Below are 17,160 nucleotides of genomic sequence, written 5' to 3' on the forward strand. Positions count from 1 at the left end.
TGAAGTGCTTCGCTCCTGAATCAGAACCCAAGGCTGAAGCTGATGGTCATCGCATGGTCGTTGCTCTCGTTCGACAGCTGCCCCGAATAACCGATGCCGAGTTTGCCGGTCGGGCTGATCTGGAAGTCCACGCCTGCTTCGACCACCGCGCTGTCCTTGGCAATCGGCACGCCCTGGGTGTTGAACGAGGCGCCGCCGTCGATGAAGGTCAGGTCGGCGTCAGGTTTGGTGTCGCCGAAGGCATGCCGCCAGCCGAGAGCCGCGCGCGGGGTGAACTGCCCGCCGTTGGCCAGGGTGATGACCTTGCCGGCGCGCACGCCCAGGGTCGAGAAGGTGATGTCCTGATCGGACTCGGCGCGCAGGCGCCCCACTCCGCCTTTCTCCTTGGCCTTGTCGCTGTCATAGTTGACGTACGCCAGGCCGGCGAACGGCTCCAGGGCAATCCCGGCCGCTTCGATGGCATAGCCGACTTCACCGAACACTTGGGCGCTGCGGGCGTCGTAATTGGCCTTCAACCGATCGTTGTAGGCGCCGACGCTGACGTCGCGTTTGGTCTCGATGTCATGCCAGCTGTACGCCGCACCGAGGCGCACCGCCAAGGCATCGAATTGCGAGTTGAGGTACGCCGCCAGGTGGTAGCTCTCGACCGTGGCATTCGAACGACGATCATGGGCATCCAGATCGCTGCGGGTGTAGCCGGCGGCCATGCCGACGCGCCATTGGTCGTCGAGCTGCTTGTCGGTGCCGAGCATGAAACCGCTCAGGTTGCGATCCAGTTTCGCGCTGTTGCTGTCGCCGTCCGACTCGCCCCAGGCGCCGAGCGCGCGGGCCCAGCCGACCATTTCGCCGTGGCAGCCGTTGCTGCTCAGCTGGTTGTCGCTCGGGGCCAGGGCGCGGCGTGGATCATCCGGTGCACTGCACGATGGCTGGCGCATACGGTCGTTGACCGCGTCCCGTACGTAGCGCGAATCCTCGAGAACTGCGCTGGCGGTACTGGCATGGATTTCCCCCGACAGGCTGTCGAAGGCGTTACGTGCGCCCGCCACGCTGAGGTTGATGATTTCGTTCTGCAACGCAGCGCCCGCCGCACCGTTGCGCATCAACGCCGAAGCGGTATTGCGCTGGTTGCGGGTGGCGGCAACGTCGACGAACGAGTTGCCGTTGCGGCTGACCACCAGGTTCACCGCGTTAGCGTCGTACACCAGCGCAGTATTGAGGAACGCGTATTGCGGCAGGTCGGCGGCGCTGAAGGTGCCGGTCACCCCGCCACCGGCGGTGATCAGCGAGTACACGGTATTGCCGGTGAACGGTGCCAGGCTGTTGACCTGCAGACCACCGCTCAGAGTCGCGGTACCACCGACGGCCAGCGGAGTGGCGGTCGGCGAGCTGACAGTCAGGGCCAGCACACCGTCGGCGGCGTTGGTCAGGTTGCCGGCGACACTCAAGGTGCCGTCCTCGCCACCGGAAGCCACCACGCCATGGTTGACCACCGACCCGACGCTACCATTACCGCTCAGGCCCGCGCCATTGGCCACGGTGACCTGGCCGGCGAGGGACGCCCGCGCCGCACGGCTGCCGACTTGCAGCACGCCCTGATCCACCGCCACGGTGCCGCTGAAGGGTTGATCACCGGTCAGCAGCAAGCGCGCGGCACCGCGTTTGGCCAGGGCGCCGACACCGCTGAGGCGTCCGTTGAACTGGCCGTTGGCGTTCTGCTGGAACACCAGCGAGGCGTTGTTGAGGATGTTGCCCTGCAGGCTGGTGGTATTACCGATCAGCGTACCGCCGCTGACCGTGGTCCCGCCGCTGTAGGTGTTGGCGCCGCTGAGGACCAGAGTGCCGGAATCCAGTTTCTCGATACCGCCACTGCCCACCAGCGGTGCGGAAATTTCCGCGCTGCCACCGGCATTCACCCGCACCGGAGCGAGGCTGCCACCCGGGCCGTTGACCGGTGTCAGCGTACCGCCAGCGCCTGGAACCAGGCTGTAGCCGCTGGAGAGGAACTGCAACCCGGTGAAGTTCTGATTGCCTTGCACCGTGACTGTGCCGCTCTGCCCGCCGAACACGGCGAACTGACCGTTCGACGCCAACGCCTGAGTACCGCTCGGATCGGTCCAGTTGGTGCCCGGCCCCCACACGCCGCTGCCGCCACCGATGCTGCCGTCCGGGTTGGTGGTGCCGCCGTTCCAGAACTGCACTTCACCCGGGGTGTTCTGCACCAGCAGGTTGACCTGATTGGCCAGCGCGGTCTGCAGGGTCAGGTTGGCCGCCGACACCGGCAGGCTGCCGTAGACCAGACCGTTGTCGGTCAGGCTGCCGCCGTAGCTGAACAGTTGATAGACCCCGGTGCCGAAGCCGCCGGCATTGCTGATGTTCAGCGTGCCGTCGAGGGTCAGGTTGCCGGCGACGTTGACCACTGTGGTGGAACTGGCGGCCGAGCCGAGGGTGAAGTCCAGGTTGGTGCCCGACGACAACGCCAGCGAACCGACCGACAACGGCGTTGCAGCGCCGCCGCCCGTCAGCGTCGCACCGTTGGCCAGTTGCACGGCGCCTGCGAACACGCCGCTGCCGCCGATCGCCGCCCCACTGGCAACGTTGACGCTGGCACTGTTGAACACACCGTTGACGTTCAGCGAACCGGCCTGCACCGCGGTGTTGCCGGTAAAGGTGTTGTTGCCGGTCAGCAGCAAGGCGCCGGTACCGGTTTTGTTGAGTGTGCCGACGCCCGTCAGGTTGCCGGTGTAGCTGCCGTCGCTGTTCTGCTCGAAGGTCAGCGTCGCGTTGTTGGCGATGGCGCCTTGCAGGCTGCTGGTGTCGCCACGGGTGCTGCCGCCGTTCAGCGTCGTACCGCCGCTGTAGGTATTGGCACCGCTAAGGACGAGGTCGCCACTGCCGTTTTTCACCAGACTGCCGCTGCCGGTGATTGCACCGATCAGCGTGGTGTTCTGGTTGCCGGCCAGGGTCAATTCCGCACCCAGGTTGATGGCATTGGCCAGTTGCAGCGCAGAGGTACTGTCGAGGGTGCCGTTGCCCAGCACGCTGAGAGCGCCGCTGCTGATCGCGCTGTTGTTGCCCAGGATCAGCGAGCCGCCGGACAGTTGAGTACCGCCGCTGTAAGTATTGCTACCGTTGAGAGTCAGGCTTGAGGCGCCAGTCTTGATCAGACTGCCGCTGCCGCTGACGACACCGTCGAGGGTCAATGCGTTGGAGCCGGCGACGGTGAGTCCGCCGTTGAGCACCACGGCGTTGGCCAGACTGACCGCTGCGTTGCTGTCCAGCGCCGTGCCGTTGGCGGCGGTCAACACGCCGGTGCCGAGGGCTGAGTTGTTGCCGACCACGATTTTGCCGCCATTGAGCGCGGTGCCGCCGGTGTAGCCGTTGGCGGCGTTGAGCACCAGGGTGCCGGTGTCGTATTTGCCCAGTGTGCCGGCGCCGTTGAGCGCCACGCCCACGGTGGCGGTGACGTTCGGATCGACCCGCACGGTGGCATTGCCCAGCGACCCGTTGACCAGATTCAGCGAACCGGCCGTGCCGTTCTGCAGGCTGTAGCCATCGGTGACGAACTGCATGCCGGTGATGGTTTGCGCGCCGTTCACCGTGACGGTGCCCGCCGTGCCCTGGAATACCGCGAAGCTGTTGGTCCAGGCCTGATTGGTGGTGCCGTTGACGTCGGTCCAGTTGGTGGTGCCGGTGCCCCAGGTGCCGCTGCCGCCATCCACCGAACCGTTGGCAACGAGTTGATTGCCGTCCCAGAACTGCACGGTAACGCCCGGTGCGGTGACCAGCAGGTTGATCTGGTTGGCCAGCGCGGTCTGCAGGGTCAGATCGCCCGGGGTGACACTGCCCGGCACGGTGCCGATCAGCATGCCGTTGTCGGTCAGGCCGCCGGTGTAGTTGATCAACCGGTACACGCCGCTGCCGAAGCCGCCGATGTCGCTGACGTTGAGGGTACCGTCGAGCGTCAGGTTGCCGCCGACGTTGACCAGCGGGTTACCGCCACCGGACACCGGTGTGCCGAGGCCGACATCGAAGTTGGAGTTGGCGTTGAACACCAGCGAATTCACCGACAGGGTGCTGCCGGTGGCGCCGGCCAGATGACCGCCATCCGCCACGGTCACGGCTCCACCGAGCGAGCCGCCGCCGGTCAGGGTGCCGCCGCTGTTGACCAGCACACTGGCGCTGTCCAGCGAGCCGCTGACGTTCAGGGTGCCGGCGTTGACCGTGGTGTTGCCGGTCAGGCTGTTGAGGCCGGTCAGGGTCAGCGTGCCGGTGCCGAGTTTGCTCAGTTCGCCGGTGCCGGTGAGCACACCGCCGAAAATGCTGCTGGCGTTGTTGCCGCCGATGCTCAGCGTGTTGCCGCCGCCGATCAGTGCGGTGCCGCTGCCGGTCAGGCTGGCGAGGCTGCCGGAGCCGCCGAGATTGAGGGTCGCCGCAGCGCCGAGATTGACCCCGGCATTGCTGCCCAGTGCCGAGTTGCCCAGGGTGGTCAGGCTGCCGGATTGCACGTCGAAGGTGCCGCTGAAGGTGTTGTTGCCGGACAGCGTCAGGTCGGCCAGACCGTTCTTGGTCAGGGTGCCCGCCCCGGCGATCACGCCACCGAGAGTCAGGTTGTTGTTGCCGGCCACGCTCAGGTTAGCATTGACGTTGAGGTTGTTGGCCAGCACCAGCGGCGCCGTGGTGTCGAGGGTCGAAGCGCCCGCCACGGTCACTGCGCCGGAGCCCAGGCCTGCCGAGGTGCCGAGGGTCACGGTGCCGGCGTTCAGCGTGGTGCCGCCGCTATAGGTGTTGATGCCGTTGAGGGTCAGATTGGAGGCGCCGTTCTTGATCAGACCGCCGGTGCCGCTGACCACGCCGCCGAGCGCTACGTCGCTGGTGCCGGTGTTGGTCAGGTTAGCGTTGAGCACTACGTTGTTGCCCAGCGACACCGAAGTGTTGCTGTCCAGCGCTGAAGCGCCGGCCACGGTCAGGTTGCCCAGACCGAGAGCGCCGTTGCTGCCGGCGGTCAGGGTGCCGGCGTTGAGGGTGACGCCGCCGAGGAAGTTGTTGGCCCCGCTCAGGATCAGGTTGGCCGCGCCGTTCTTGGTCAGGCTGCCGGCGCCGTTGATCGCACCGCTGAGTGTCAGATCGTTGCTGCCGACGATACCGAGGTTGCCCGCCAGGTTGATCGCGTTACCCGCCGTGACAGCACTGCTGGCATCCAGGGTAGTGCCGTTCGCCGCGTTCAGGGTGGCCGAGCCCAGCGCGCTGTTCGACGCCAGAATCAGACCGCCCGCGTTCAGTGCCACCGGCCCGAGGAAGGCGTTGTTGCCGCCAAGGGTCAGGTTGGCCGCGCCATTCTTGATCAGCCCACCGGTACCGTTGATCACACCGTTGAGGGTCAGCGCGTTGCTGCCAAGGATCGTCAGGTTGCCGTTGAGCGTGGTTGCGTTGGCCAGGGTCACGGCGGTGTTGCTGTCCAGTTGCGTGCCGGCATTGGCGATCAACGCACCGCTGCCCAGCGCGGTGTTGTTGCCGACCACGATTTTGCCGCCATCGAGTTGCGTGCCGCCGGTGTAGCTGTTGGCGCCATTGAGCACCAGGGTGCCGCTGTCGAGTTTATTGAGAATGCCACTGCCGTTGATGTTCACGCCGACCGTGGCGGTCACGCCGGGATCAACGCGCATCGCCGTGGTGCCGCCGGCACCGTTGACGGCGGTCAGCAGTCCCGAGGTGCCGTTGACCACGTTGTAGCCATCGGTGAGGAACTGCATGCCGGTGAACAGTTGCGTGCCATTGACCGATACCGTGCCGGCCGTGCCCTGGAACACCGCGAAGTCGCCGGCCCAGGTCTGATTGACCAGACCATTGGCGTCGGTCCAGTTGGTGCCGGCGCCGTTCCAGGTACCGCTGCCGCCATCGACAGTACCGTTGGCGATGGTCTGGCTGCCGTCCCAGTAACGAATGTCCGAATTCGGCGCCGAAACCTGAATGTTGATCTGATTGGCGACCCCGGTCTGCACCACCAGATCGCCCAGCCCATAACCGACCGGCACGCTGGCAACGTCCAGGCCCAGATTGGTCAGGGCACCGGTGTAGTTGAACAGACGATACACACCGACGCCGAAACCACCGGCATCGGTGACGTTGAGATTACCGTCGAGGGTGAGGTTGCCGCCGACGTTCATCAGTGACGTGGTCGATGGCGTCCCCAGCGCCGCATCGACATTGCTGCCGGCTGCGAGCGTCAATGATCCGGCCGAGAGTGTATTACCCGACGACAGGGCCAGGTGACCGCCGCTGTTGATGGTCATCGCGCCGAGCGCCGAACCGTTACCAGTGAGGGTGGCGCCGGTATTGACGTTGACCTGGGCACTGGCCAGCGAACCGCTGAGGTTCAGGGTGCCGCCGTTGACGGCGGTGTTGCCGACGATGCCGTTGATCCCGGTCAGGTTCAGGGTGCCGGTGCCGACCTTGGTCAGGCCGCCGTTGCCGCTGAGGTCGCCGTCGAAGGTGCTGGTGCTGCTGACCCCGCCCACGGTCAATGTGTTGCCGCCGCCGATCTGCACGCTGCCGCTGCCGCTCAGGCCGTTGAGGCTGGCGTTGCTGCCCAGATTGAGGCTGGCGCCGGCGCTGACGTTGGCGCCGGAGGTGTTGCCCAGCGCCCCGCTGCTCACGGTGGTGACGCTGCCGGCGGCAATGTTCAGCGCACCGGTGAAGGTGTTGTTGCCGCTGAGGGTCAGGTCGTCCAGGCCGGTCTTGGTCAGGCTGCCGGCGCCGTCGATCACGCCGCTGAGAGTCAGGCCGTTGTTGCCGGCCAGGGTCAGCCCGGCATCGAGGGTGATGTTGTTGCCGAGGGTGAAAGCGCTGCTGTTGTCCAGCGTCGCGGCGCCACCGACGGTGAGCGTGCCGCTGCCCAATGCGCCGGGCGCGCCGAGGGTCAGGGTGCCGGCGTTGAGGGTGGTGCCGCCGCTGAAGGTGTTGGTGCCGTTTACGGTCAGGTTGGCGCTGCCGTTCTTGACCAGTTGGCCGGTGCCACTGAGCACGCCGCCGAGGGTCAGGTTCTGTGTGCCGCCAACGCTCAGGGCCGCATTCAACACGACCGCGTTAGTCAGGCTGACCAGCGGCGAACTGCTGTCGAGGGTGGCCGCACCGCCGACGGTCAAGGCGCCGGTGCCGAGCGCCGAGCTATTGCCGACCGTCAGCGTACCGGCGTTCAGCGTGGTGCCGCCGGCGTAGGTGTTGGTGCCGTTGAGGTTCAGGTTAGCCGCACCGTTTTTCACCAGGCTGCCGGCGCCAGCGACGGTTCCGGTTAGGGTCAGATCGGCGCTGCCATCGATGTTCATCGCACCGGCGAGGTTGACCTGATTGCCCAGAGTGACGGCGGTGTTGGTGTCCAGCGTGGTGCCGGCCGCTGCGTTCAGTACACCGCTGCCCAGTGCGGTATTGCTGCCGACAATCAGCTTGCCGACGTTCAGCGCGGTGTTGCCGAAGTAGGTGTTGGCGCCGTTAAGGATCAGATCGGCCGGGCCGCTTTTGGTCAGGCCGCCGACACCGGAGACCACGCCCGCGAGGGTCAGCGCGTTGCTGCCACCGATGGTCACGTTGCCGCCGAGGTTGACGTTGTTGGCCAGGCTCGCCGCTGTGCTGGCATCCAGTGTGGTGCCGTTGGCGGCGTTGAGAATGCCGGTTCCGAGGGCGGTGTTGGAACCAACCACCAACGTCCCGGCGTTCAGCGAAGTAGCGCCGGTGTAGGTGTTGTTGCCGGTCAGGGTCAGGGTCGAAGCACCGGTCTTGATCAGGTTGCTGCCGCCGCTGATCACGCCGCCGAGGGTCAGCGGGTTAGCGCCACCGGCGGTCAGGTTGGCGTTCAGGGCAATGGCGTTGTTCAGCGTCACGTTGGCGCTGCTGTTGAGCGTGCCGCCCGACCCGCCCACGGTCAGCGTGCCGGTGCCGAGTGCCGCGCCGTTGCCGACGGTCAGGCTGCCGGCGTTGAGTGCAGCGCCGCCGGTGAAGGTGTTGGCGCCGTTGAGGGTCAGGTTTGCCGTGCCGTTCTTGATCAATTGACTGGCGCCGCTGATCACGCCGCCGAGGGTCAGTGCATTGCTGCCGCCGATCGCCAGATTATTGTTGAGAATGACGTTGTTGTTCAGCGTCACCGCGGTATTGCTGTCGAGAGTCGCCGCGCCGCCGACAGTGATATTGCCACTGCCGAGCGCAGCGTTGGCGCCCGCCGTAATGGTGCCTGCGTTCAACGCAATAGCACCGAGGAACGTGTTGGTGCCGTTGAGAATCAGGTTCGCCGCGCCGTTCTTGGTCAGCCCGCCGCTGCCGCTGACCACGCCGCCGAGGGTCAGGTTGGCGCTGCCGCCAATGTTCAGGTTGCCGCCGAGGGCGACGGCGTTGCTCAGTGCCACAGTGGTGCTGGCATCGAGGGTGGTGCCCGCCGCCGTGGTCAGCGCGCCGGTGCCCAGCGCGGTGTTGGAGCCGACGATCAGTGTCCCGGCATTCAGTGCCGTGCCGCCGGAGAAGGTGTTGTTGCCGCTGAGGGTCAGGTTCGCGGTGCCGTTCTTGATCAGGTTGCCGGCGCCGCTGATGACCCCGCTCAAGCCCAGCGCCTGAGTACCGCCGATGGTCAGATCCGCCGCCAGCGCCACCGCGTTGGCCAGGGTCACGGCGGTGGTCGCATCCAGCGTAGTGCCGGCCGCTGCGTTCAACGCGCCCGTGCCGAGGGCGGTGTTGCTGCCGACGAGCAAGCTGCCGCCATTGAGCACGGTGGTGCCGCTGTTGGTGTTGTTGCCGGTCAGGGTCAGGCTGGCGCTGCCGCTTTTGGTAATCGCCCCGGTGCCGGACACGACGCCGGCGAGGGTCAGGGCATTGCTGCCGAGCACGTTCAACGTACCGGTGATACCGACGTTGTTGGCCAGCGTCACGTTGCCGGTGCTGTCGAGACTGGTACCGTTGCTGGTGTTGAGGACACCGGTGCCCAGGGCGTTGTTGTTGCCGACGCGCAAGGTGCCGGCGTTGAGGCTGGTGTTCCCGGTGTAGGTGTTGATGCCGTTGAGGGTCAGGCTGCCGCTGCCGGTCTTGGTCAGGTTGCTGGTACCGCTGATCACCCCGCCCAGGGTCAGCGCTCCGGTGCCGGTTGCGGTCAGGGTGCTGTTGAGCGTGATCGCGTTGGCCAGCGAAATCGGCGTCGTTGCCGAGATGCTCGAAGCGCCGCCGACCGTAATGCCGCCAGTGCTGAATGCCGAGTTATTACCCACTAGCACTGTGCCGCCGTTGAGCACAGTGTTGCCGGTGTAAGTGTTGATGCCGTTGAGGTTGAGCTGACCGCTGCCGATCTTGGTCAGGCCGCCAGTACCGGAAATCACGCCGTTGAGGGTCGTGCCGTTGATGCCCTGCAGGGTCAGGCCGCTCGCGCCCAGATTGATCTGGTTGGCCAGCGACAGTCCCGCGTTGCTGGCCTGGAGGATCCCGCCGTTGGACGTCAGCACACCGCTGCCGAACGCGGCGTTGTCGTTGAACTGCGCGACACCGCCATTGAGTGTGGTCGCCCCGCTGACCAACGGCCCCTGCAAGGTCCAGGTGCCGCTGTTGAGGGTCAGGTTGTTGAAGTTGACGTAGGTCGCGCTGGACGCGGTGCCGGTCCCGGTGACGCCACCACCGACGCCGATCGGGTTTTGCAGGATCAGCGTGTTGGTGCCCCCCGCGCCGCCATCGATGGTGCCGGTCGGGGCGAAGGTCAGGTTGATGCCGACCAGGCCACCGAGGCCGACGGACACTTGCACACCGTCACCGACGTTAACGCTGGAACCGGTGATCGCGTAGAAGGTGTTGGTGCTGCCCGCGCCCATCGACACACCGCCGGTGATGTTACCGGCGTTGGTGAAGGTGTTGCCTGCTGCCGACGTCTCGAACGCAATCCGGCCGTTGATCGTGCCGCTGGCACTGTTGGTCATGTTGACTTGCGAGCCGCCATACACCCCGACCACCGGGGTATCGGCCAGGGTGATGCCGCCGACCGACAGCCCTGTGGATGTAATGGTGCCGTTGTTGGTAATGGTCGTGGTACCCGCCGCCGCGTTGTTCACGCCGATAGCCAGGCCGTCAATGCTGGTCAGGTTGAGGCCGAGCAACATCCCCGTGCCACGCATGATCCCGCTGGCATTGTTGACCACGCTGACCGTGCTGGTCGCGCCGGTGCCGATGAATGCACCGCCACTGAGGATCGACACCAGGCCCAGCAAGGCCGGGTCGACGGTGCCGGAGTTGTTCAGGGTGATATTGGCCCCAGTCAGGTTGATGACCTTGCCGCCCAGCGTCGCATTCATCTGCGCGCCCGAGTTGACGTTGACCGTCAGGCCGCTGGTGGCACTGCTGTAGTCATTGAGAAACAGCGGCAGGGTCGGCACGCCCGAACAGGTAATCGTGGAGCCCGCCGCCGAGCAGGTGGCGAACGCCTGCTCGCTGACACCACCGAACAAGAGTCCGGCGACGCTCAGTTGCACAGCAAGGGACAGTGGGGAAAAACGCGAAACGAGGGCGACACCAAACCTTGCTTCCACGGGTTACTCCTTTCGTGGCCGATTTCGTCCTTGAAGGCGTGCAACTGCGGCAAGATCCAACACGCGTATCAAGCGTATGACGGTCATCAGATAAACCGTCCCATTCCAGACACACGCTAGTTGATGCCCTGCGATGGGGCACCGGTTAAATAGTGTTAATACTTTTGTGCGATAAGGCCCCGCGTCGATACTTCCCGCCGTTCTGAGCAAGGACTTGAGGGCTATTTCAGACGCTTTTGAGGGGAGTTGACCTAGCCGCCAGGTAAACCCGCGAATCAATCGATTTTTCAGCCACTTGAGAAACTGGTACGGCTTGTGCAAACGTTTGCGAGTCGCTGTTGACTGCCTTTTCGTTACAAAACCGTACAGGCCCCATGGTTCCGGGCCTTGATCCGCAAAAAGGACTTTGAATGCACGTTTTCTCCTGCCACCGTCGTCGCGGTGTGCGCACCTTTGCTGTTTCCCTGCTACTGGCCGGCGTTACCGGAGTTCTCAGTCACTCCGCGATGGCGCAAACCGCCCTGCCCGATGAATCCGCCCAGGGCGAAGCCCTCAGCCCCGAAGCCAGCCCGCCGAAAAAAGGCGCGTACCTGTCGGACTGGTACAACCAGGACCTGATGCTGATCGGCAGCAAGGACATCAGCTTCGGCCCGCAACCGGCCGACGACATCTACCTGGAATACGAGTACTTCGGGCGCAAGGGGCCGTTCGAACTGTACGGCTACATCGACATTCCGAAGATCTTCAACATCGGCAACAGCCACGACAAAGGCGTGTGGGATCACGGCTCGCCGGTGTTCATGGAGCACGAGCCGCGCATCTCCATCGACTACCTCGCCGGCCGCAGCCTGGCCATCGGGCCGTTCAAGGAATGGTACGTGGCGTTCGACTGGATCTACGACCACGGCAGCCGCAAAGAGAACCGCGCCAACACGCTGTACAGCGGCTTCGGCACCGACATCGACACCCATTCACGGGTCAATCTGTCGGCCAACCTGTACGGGCGCTACCAGTGGGAAAACTACGGGGCCAGCAACGAATATTCGTGGGACGGCTACCGCGCGCAGCTCAAGTACATCGTGCCGATCGACAAATTCAGCAACGGCGCTTCGCTGACCTACATCGGCTTCACCAACTTCGATTTCGGCTCGGACATCCACAAGGACAACCCGGCGCGCACCGCCAATGCCACGGTGGCGACCAACGTCTTGCTGTACTCGTTCACCCACTTGCGCTTCACTTTGGTCGGCCGTTACTTCCACAACGGCGGCAACTGGGAGGACGGCAGCGAGCTGAACTTCGGCGACGGCAACTTCCGGGCGCGTTCCAATGGCTGGGGGTATTACGCGGGGGTCGGGTATCAGTTCTGATCCCGCCCCTTTCAAGGCTGAACATACTGGCGAGACTGCTCGCGTTGACGCCTACAGAACAATACAGCGCATCAGGTATACAAACCCGCCGCCCCGTTTGATCGGGACGGCGGGTTTTGTCGTTTCGGGCACAAATCAACGCAGTGTTGAAGAGTGTTGAAGATTATGTCCGCAAAGCCACGCGACCTTGCGCCTTTGCCTACGCATCCGCCAGAATCCGCCGGCTTGTGCGCCTTGGGGGCGGGTTCTATTGTTTGGCGGTCGCTGAAAAACAGCGATCGGGTTTAGCGACTCGAATCATAAATAGGTGCATCAGCGCTCCATGCTTTGTCGCAGGCTCAACGTCTGCAACTCCGCTATGGTGGCTGTATGCGGGAGACCCTCGGGTCTGCCGGGTGCCTATAACCGGTTCGCTAACCTGCGTACAGCCGCCACCTTCCTGTTTAGCGACAGCTCCGGGCGGCTCCACTCTTATAGGAGCTTCACCATGATCAAACCCACACCCAATCCACCCGAAACCGACCCCACCTCGCCCTACGAAACCCTCGACTCCAAGAAATTCCACGAAGCCGCCGAACGCGCCCTCGATCACTATCTCAATCCACTGCTCCCCCGAAAACCCCTGCTCAAACACAACACCCGCTACCTCATCGCCCCCGGCATCGACAACGAAGAACTGCTGGCCGACGCCTGCGAAACTCTGACCTCGGCCAAGGTGATGGCCAATGACTTCGCCGGGCTGGTGGATGGCCCGCAGCGGCATGTGCTGTCGGGGATTGCGCAACTGATCATGCTGGGTGAGCTGGCGATGAATCGGGTGCTGGATAATCTGGAAGTGAAGACTGAGGTGTCCGCTGCAGCCTGATCGATTGATCGACTGATCGTTCCCACGCTCTGCGTGGGAATGCAGCCCGGGACGCTCCGCGTCCCAAAGAGCGGACGCAGAGCGTCCATTGAGGCATTCCCACGCAGAGCGTGGGAACGATCTAATGCATCGGTGTCGCTCAGGGAATCAGGATGACCTTGTCGCCACTGCCCTGATTCACATCGGCATAGCGCGCCAGCCCTTCGGCCAGCGGCGCTTCCACCAGCCCTTGCGGCAGTGGCAGCAGGTCTTCGTCGAAGAACCGGCCGAACTGCTCGAGCATCGCCGCACAGGCTTCAACGCCATACAGCAACGAGTTGATGCCGACCACCGAACCGCCCTTGCGATACAGGGCCAGTGCCGGCAACTGCACATGCCCATCGACTGGCGCAGCGATGATCGCGATCCGCCCGAAAGTCGCCAATGCTGCCACCGAGGCCGGCAGCCAGAATCCGGTGGTGTCGAAAATCACGTCGGCGCCGCCGCGATACACCGCGTTGACCTGCGCACCCAGATCCTCGGGTTTATCCAGCTGAATCGTCTGATAACCCTGCGCCTGCAAGTCCTTGACCTGCTCCGGCCGCCGCGCCGCCGCCAGCAACTGCGCGCCGCGCACCCTGGCCAGCGCCAGTGCTGCCGTCGCCACCGCCCCGCCGCCAATCACCAGCAAACGGGTTTCGGCGCTGACCAGACTGCGCTCCAGCGCATCCCACGCCGTGGTGTAAGGCACACCGAGGCTGGCGGCCTGGGTGAAACTCAGGTGCGAAGGTTTATGCGCCACGCCACTGGCCGGCAGTTTGACGAACTGCGCATGGGAGCCATCGGCGAAGAAACCCAGCTCACGCCCGGTGCCCCAGACCTCCTGACCGATCAACGCCTGCGGCCCTTCGACCACCACACCGGCAAAGTCCCGACCGGGAATACGCGGCAGCGTGGTGTACGGGAAACGCCCGAGCACGTTCTTGACGTCGCTGGGATTGAGGCCGGCAGCCCTGATCTGCACCAGCACCTCGTCAGCGTCCGGCACCGGCGTCGGCACCTCGACGAAGCGCAGGGACGACAGGTCGCCGGTTTTATCGAATTGCAATGCTTTCATGGAAATCTCCACCGAAGGAAAAAGACAGGATTCAGGACAGCCAGCCACTGACCAGTTGCCGGCCCATCGGCCACAACTGCTCGCCCGCCAGCATGCCCAGCAGGCCCACCAGCGCAATGGTCGGCGGCGCCGGAGAACGGACATCCAGCGCGCCATACAGCAGGCCGACACCCAGACCGACGCCCAGTGAAATCAGGTAATTCATGGGATCACTCCGCCACACAAAGGGAATGGGCAAAGTCTAGGGAAAGGTCGCGACCGGCATCGGCCAAGGACTTCTGAATTTCGGCCAAATCAGCCGGCAAGCGGCCCGCTATCGAATTGCGAAGGGGCGACACCCAGTTCCCGGCGGAACATGTCGCTGAAACTGCTCGGCGAGTAACCCAGCTCACGGGCAATCGCGCTGACCGGCACACCTTGGATCAACTCCGCCACCGCCGTCGCCAACTGCACCTGCCGCCGCCACTCGGCGAAGCCCATGCCCAACCCTTCCTTGAACAACCGCGCCAGGGTGCGCACGCTGGCCCCGGCGTTTTCCGCGTGCTGCTCGAAAGGAATGTCCAGCGACGGCGCGGCCATCACCGCCTGACACAGACTCATCAACCGCCGGTCGGCATCGTCAGGCAGCGGGATCTTCAGCTGTGAACGCCTTGCGCGTTTCAGCTCCAGCAGCGCCAGCCCGACCAGTGCCTCGTAGTACTCGGCATCGCCGCTGTCGCCCTGCGCCACCAGCCCGACGATCAACTCACGCAGCAGCCCGCCGACCTCGATCACCTGCACCGTCTCATCCAGCGTCGCCGCCAGCGCCGGGCGCAAGTAGATATTGCGCATCTGCAAATCCGACACCACCCGAATCCCGTGTGGCACCCCCGGCGGCAACCACACCGCCCGCTGCGGCGGCACCACCAGCGCCTCGTGCGGGGTCTCGACCCACATCACCCCGCTCATCGCATACAGCAACTGCCCCCACACATGCTCGTGCGGCTCGATAAACAACCCACGCGGATAGGTGCGCGCCAGCGGCTGCACCGGCACATCGGTATCACTCAAATCAGGGGGCGCAGCGAGGGCCATGGCGAGCATTCATCGGGGTTGGTGAGAGCGCCATGGTAACCAGTGCGCCTCGTCCCTTGCCATTGATAGATACCGTCGGACAATCCGAGTGAATTTTCCCGGAGCCCAGCGATCCTTCTATTACCACAGGGAGGAAGATGGGCTTTATGAACAACGCAAAACTGTACGTCATCGATTACACCCTTCACGGCGCGCCAAAGTCGTTCATTATCCGCTCGGACAAAATGGACAACACCGAGGCGTGGCACTGGGCAAGCTGCGACGCAGGGGTCGGCCGCATCCCGCGTTTCGGCCGGGAGAAAGTGCAGAAGACCAGCAAGCCGATGGCAGAAAAATTCGGCGTGGAAAACGTCACATGGCGACCGGCAAGCTAAGCTTGCGCGCAGGCGGGGACTATTTCGGGGGATTACACATGACAACCATCAACAGCCCGGCGCACCTGGACTACGGCCTGGACACCCTCTTTGGCCGCATCACCAAAAGCGTCGACTGCCCGGTTGGCCTGGAACCCGTCGAAAACGACCCCTACCGCTTCGCCCTGCGCGTCCCGGCCCCCTTGCCGGAAGACCTCGAAAAGGCCAAAACCATCGTCGTCAACGTCGAAGGCCGCCGCCTGCAAGGCAACGTCCGCCACACCGAACGCCTGGACGACGACAGCCTGAAACTGGAAGTGGAGCCCGACTAGGCTCCACTTTTTCAATACCTAGGATTACTTGGGATGCGCACACTGACACCCCTTGCCCGAACACTCCTCACCACTCTTGTGATGATGCGCACAGGCCTCACAGCAATAATGCTTCCCGTGCGCCACATAAGAATGCTCACCCTCCTTGATCGTACAACGACATCCCGGACAATCGCATTTTCTATCTGCCATGGAACAGACTCCTTCGGTGGTGGTTGTCTGAGGCCGAAAGAACAAGCCGTGCTACCAGTGTAGAAGGTGCTGACCACGATGAGCGTTAGCTCAAGTACCGCTTTTGATCGCAACGCCCGTCGGCAGGCTGAGTGGAGGGATTGATCCGGGGGTGGGAGCGCAGCGACCGTGCGGCGCAGCCGCATGCATCGAGAGGAGGTGCAGCGAAGCAAACCGTAGGCGATGCCCCCGGATCAATCCCGGAGCGAAGGAACCCGAGCCACAGCGAGGGCCGTACGTCAGGGTAAAGCCTTTTTGGTTACTTTTTCGGCGTTTGGAAAAAGTGACCCGCCGTAAGGGCGGAACCATAAGCAGCCACCCCCGAAGAAACGGATATTCACTCAATCAATCAGCCTGCCGCACGCTACTGCGATACATGAAAACCAGCGCCAACCCGAGACAAACCATCGCCAAAACTCGACTAGAAGACAGCTCAATCGCCGGATTCCCCAACCACCCAAAATTATCAATCAACATCCCCATCCCCAACTGCCCGACAATCACCGCCACCGTCGCCACAGCCGTCCCCACCCGAGGCACCGCCCCCACCATCACCATCATATAAACCACCCCAAACAGCGCCCCGCTCAACTGCCACTTCGGCACCTCCAGCAAACTCACCGCCTGAGCAGGCTCAAAAAACAAAATCAACAACCCCGTAGAAACAGCGCCGACGACAAACGTCAACAAACTGCTGCGCAACACCCCAACGGTCTCCCCCAACCGCCCATTGATCGCCGCCTGCACACTCAACACCGCACCGGCCAACACCACCACCGCCAACAAAATAACCAGACTCATCACTCACCCCCGCGCAATCAAAACCAAAGCCGCGACAATCAACCCCAACGCCAGCCACCGCTCAGCATTGACCTTCTTGCGCGTAGCCCCAAACCAACCGAAATGGTCAATCAACACACTCTTGCCAACCTGCCCCGACAAAATCGCAATCATCGTCATCGCAATCCCGATATGCGGCGTCGCCAGCGTCAACACCACCACATACATCGGCCCCAGAAAACCGCCGATCAACTGCCAGCGCGGCAGATCGGTCAGCGCCGGCCCCTTCTGCGGCCCCGCAAACAGCAACAACAAAAACAGAATCGCCGAGCCCACCCCGAAGATGCTCAAGGTCGCCCACAAATGCCCGACCTGCTCACCCAACGGCCCCAGCAACCCCGCCTCCACCGACAAACCCATGCCAGCCAGAATCACCAGCGGCAACAGCAACAAACGCAAACCAGGCCGCGCTACCGGCGCCGGCGCGGCACTCACTTCATCAAACGACTGCATCT

At 63.8% G+C, this 17,160-nt stretch carries 11 protein-coding genes; 4 read left to right on the forward strand and 7 right to left on the reverse strand.

Annotated features, from left to right (window positions below):
* Positions 1 to 20: 20 nt before the first annotated feature.
* Positions 21 to 10,544 carry an autotransporter-associated beta strand repeat-containing protein gene (locus ABFB52_RS19520; RefSeq protein ID WP_346836093.1) on the reverse strand — a complete coding sequence of 3,508 codons (10,524 nt, stop codon included), beginning with the start codon at positions 10,542 to 10,544 and terminating at the stop codon, positions 21 to 23.
* Positions 10,545 to 10,954: 410 nt separating this feature from the next.
* Between ABFB52_RS19520 and ABFB52_RS19525 the strand changes: the two genes are divergently transcribed.
* A complete protein-coding gene (locus ABFB52_RS19525; RefSeq protein WP_085745877.1) occupies positions 10,955 to 11,914 on the forward strand; it encodes a nucleoside-specific channel-forming protein Tsx in 960 nt (319 codons plus the stop codon).
* Between the two features lie 487 nt (positions 11,915 to 12,401).
* Positions 12,402 to 12,779, forward strand: a complete 378-nt coding sequence (locus tag ABFB52_RS19530) for a DUF6124 family protein (protein WP_129974358.1) — start codon at positions 12,402 to 12,404, stop codon at positions 12,777 to 12,779.
* Between the two features lie 139 nt (positions 12,780 to 12,918).
* On the opposite strand, the gene ABFB52_RS19535 is transcribed toward ABFB52_RS19530, so the two are convergent.
* From ABFB52_RS19535 to ABFB52_RS19545, 3 genes are all read right to left on the reverse strand, one after another.
* Positions 12,919 to 13,875 carry a zinc-binding alcohol dehydrogenase family protein gene (locus tag ABFB52_RS19535; protein ID WP_129974359.1) on the reverse strand — a complete coding sequence of 319 codons (957 nt, stop codon included), beginning with the start codon at positions 13,873 to 13,875 and terminating at the stop codon, positions 12,919 to 12,921.
* A 31-nt stretch (positions 13,876 to 13,906) separates the two neighbouring features.
* A complete protein-coding gene (locus tag ABFB52_RS19540) occupies positions 13,907 to 14,080 on the reverse strand; it encodes a DUF1427 family protein (RefSeq protein ID WP_007958996.1) in 174 nt (57 codons plus the stop codon).
* Between the two features lie 89 nt (positions 14,081 to 14,169).
* Complete coding sequence (locus ABFB52_RS19545; RefSeq protein ID WP_085745875.1) at positions 14,170 to 14,958, reverse strand: helix-turn-helix transcriptional regulator; 789 nt, start codon at positions 14,956 to 14,958, stop codon at positions 14,170 to 14,172.
* A gap of 137 nt (positions 14,959 to 15,095) precedes the next feature.
* Between ABFB52_RS19545 and ABFB52_RS19550 the strand changes: the two genes are divergently transcribed.
* Together ABFB52_RS19550 and ABFB52_RS19555 are read left to right on the forward strand one after the other, a co-directional pair.
* A complete protein-coding gene (locus ABFB52_RS19550; protein ID WP_011335095.1) occupies positions 15,096 to 15,323 on the forward strand; it encodes a DUF6555 family protein in 228 nt (75 codons plus the stop codon).
* A gap of 38 nt (positions 15,324 to 15,361) precedes the next feature.
* Positions 15,362 to 15,634, forward strand: a complete 273-nt coding sequence (locus tag ABFB52_RS19555) for a hypothetical protein (protein ID WP_085745874.1) — start codon at positions 15,362 to 15,364, stop codon at positions 15,632 to 15,634.
* A 24-nt stretch (positions 15,635 to 15,658) separates the two neighbouring features.
* Here the strand turns inward: ABFB52_RS19555 and ABFB52_RS19560 are convergent, their stop codons facing one another.
* The 3 genes from ABFB52_RS19560 to ABFB52_RS19570 all read right to left on the reverse strand — a co-directional run bounded on the left by ABFB52_RS19560 (position 15,659) and on the right by ABFB52_RS19570 (position 17,158).
* The gene (locus tag ABFB52_RS19560; protein ID WP_074689145.1) at positions 15,659 to 15,826 is read right to left on the reverse strand and encodes a metallothionein; all 168 of its coding nucleotides are present in this window, start codon (positions 15,824 to 15,826) and stop codon (positions 15,659 to 15,661) included.
* 384 nt (positions 15,827 to 16,210) lie between these two features.
* On the reverse strand, positions 16,211 to 16,666 hold the full coding sequence (locus ABFB52_RS19565) for a DMT family transporter (RefSeq protein ID WP_085686889.1): 456 nt from the start codon (positions 16,664 to 16,666) through the stop codon (positions 16,211 to 16,213).
* Between the two features lie 3 nt (positions 16,667 to 16,669).
* Entirely contained in the window at positions 16,670 to 17,158 is a 489-nt protein-coding gene (locus ABFB52_RS19570) for a DMT family transporter (protein ID WP_039770247.1), read from the reverse strand.
* Positions 17,159 to 17,160 lie beyond the last annotated feature (2 nt).

Origin of the sequence: Pseudomonas sp. 9.2(2024) (assembly GCF_039695385.1) — a bacterium.
In the GTDB taxonomy this organism is placed as follows: domain Bacteria; phylum Pseudomonadota; class Gammaproteobacteria; order Pseudomonadales; family Pseudomonadaceae; genus Aquipseudomonas; species Aquipseudomonas paraglycinae.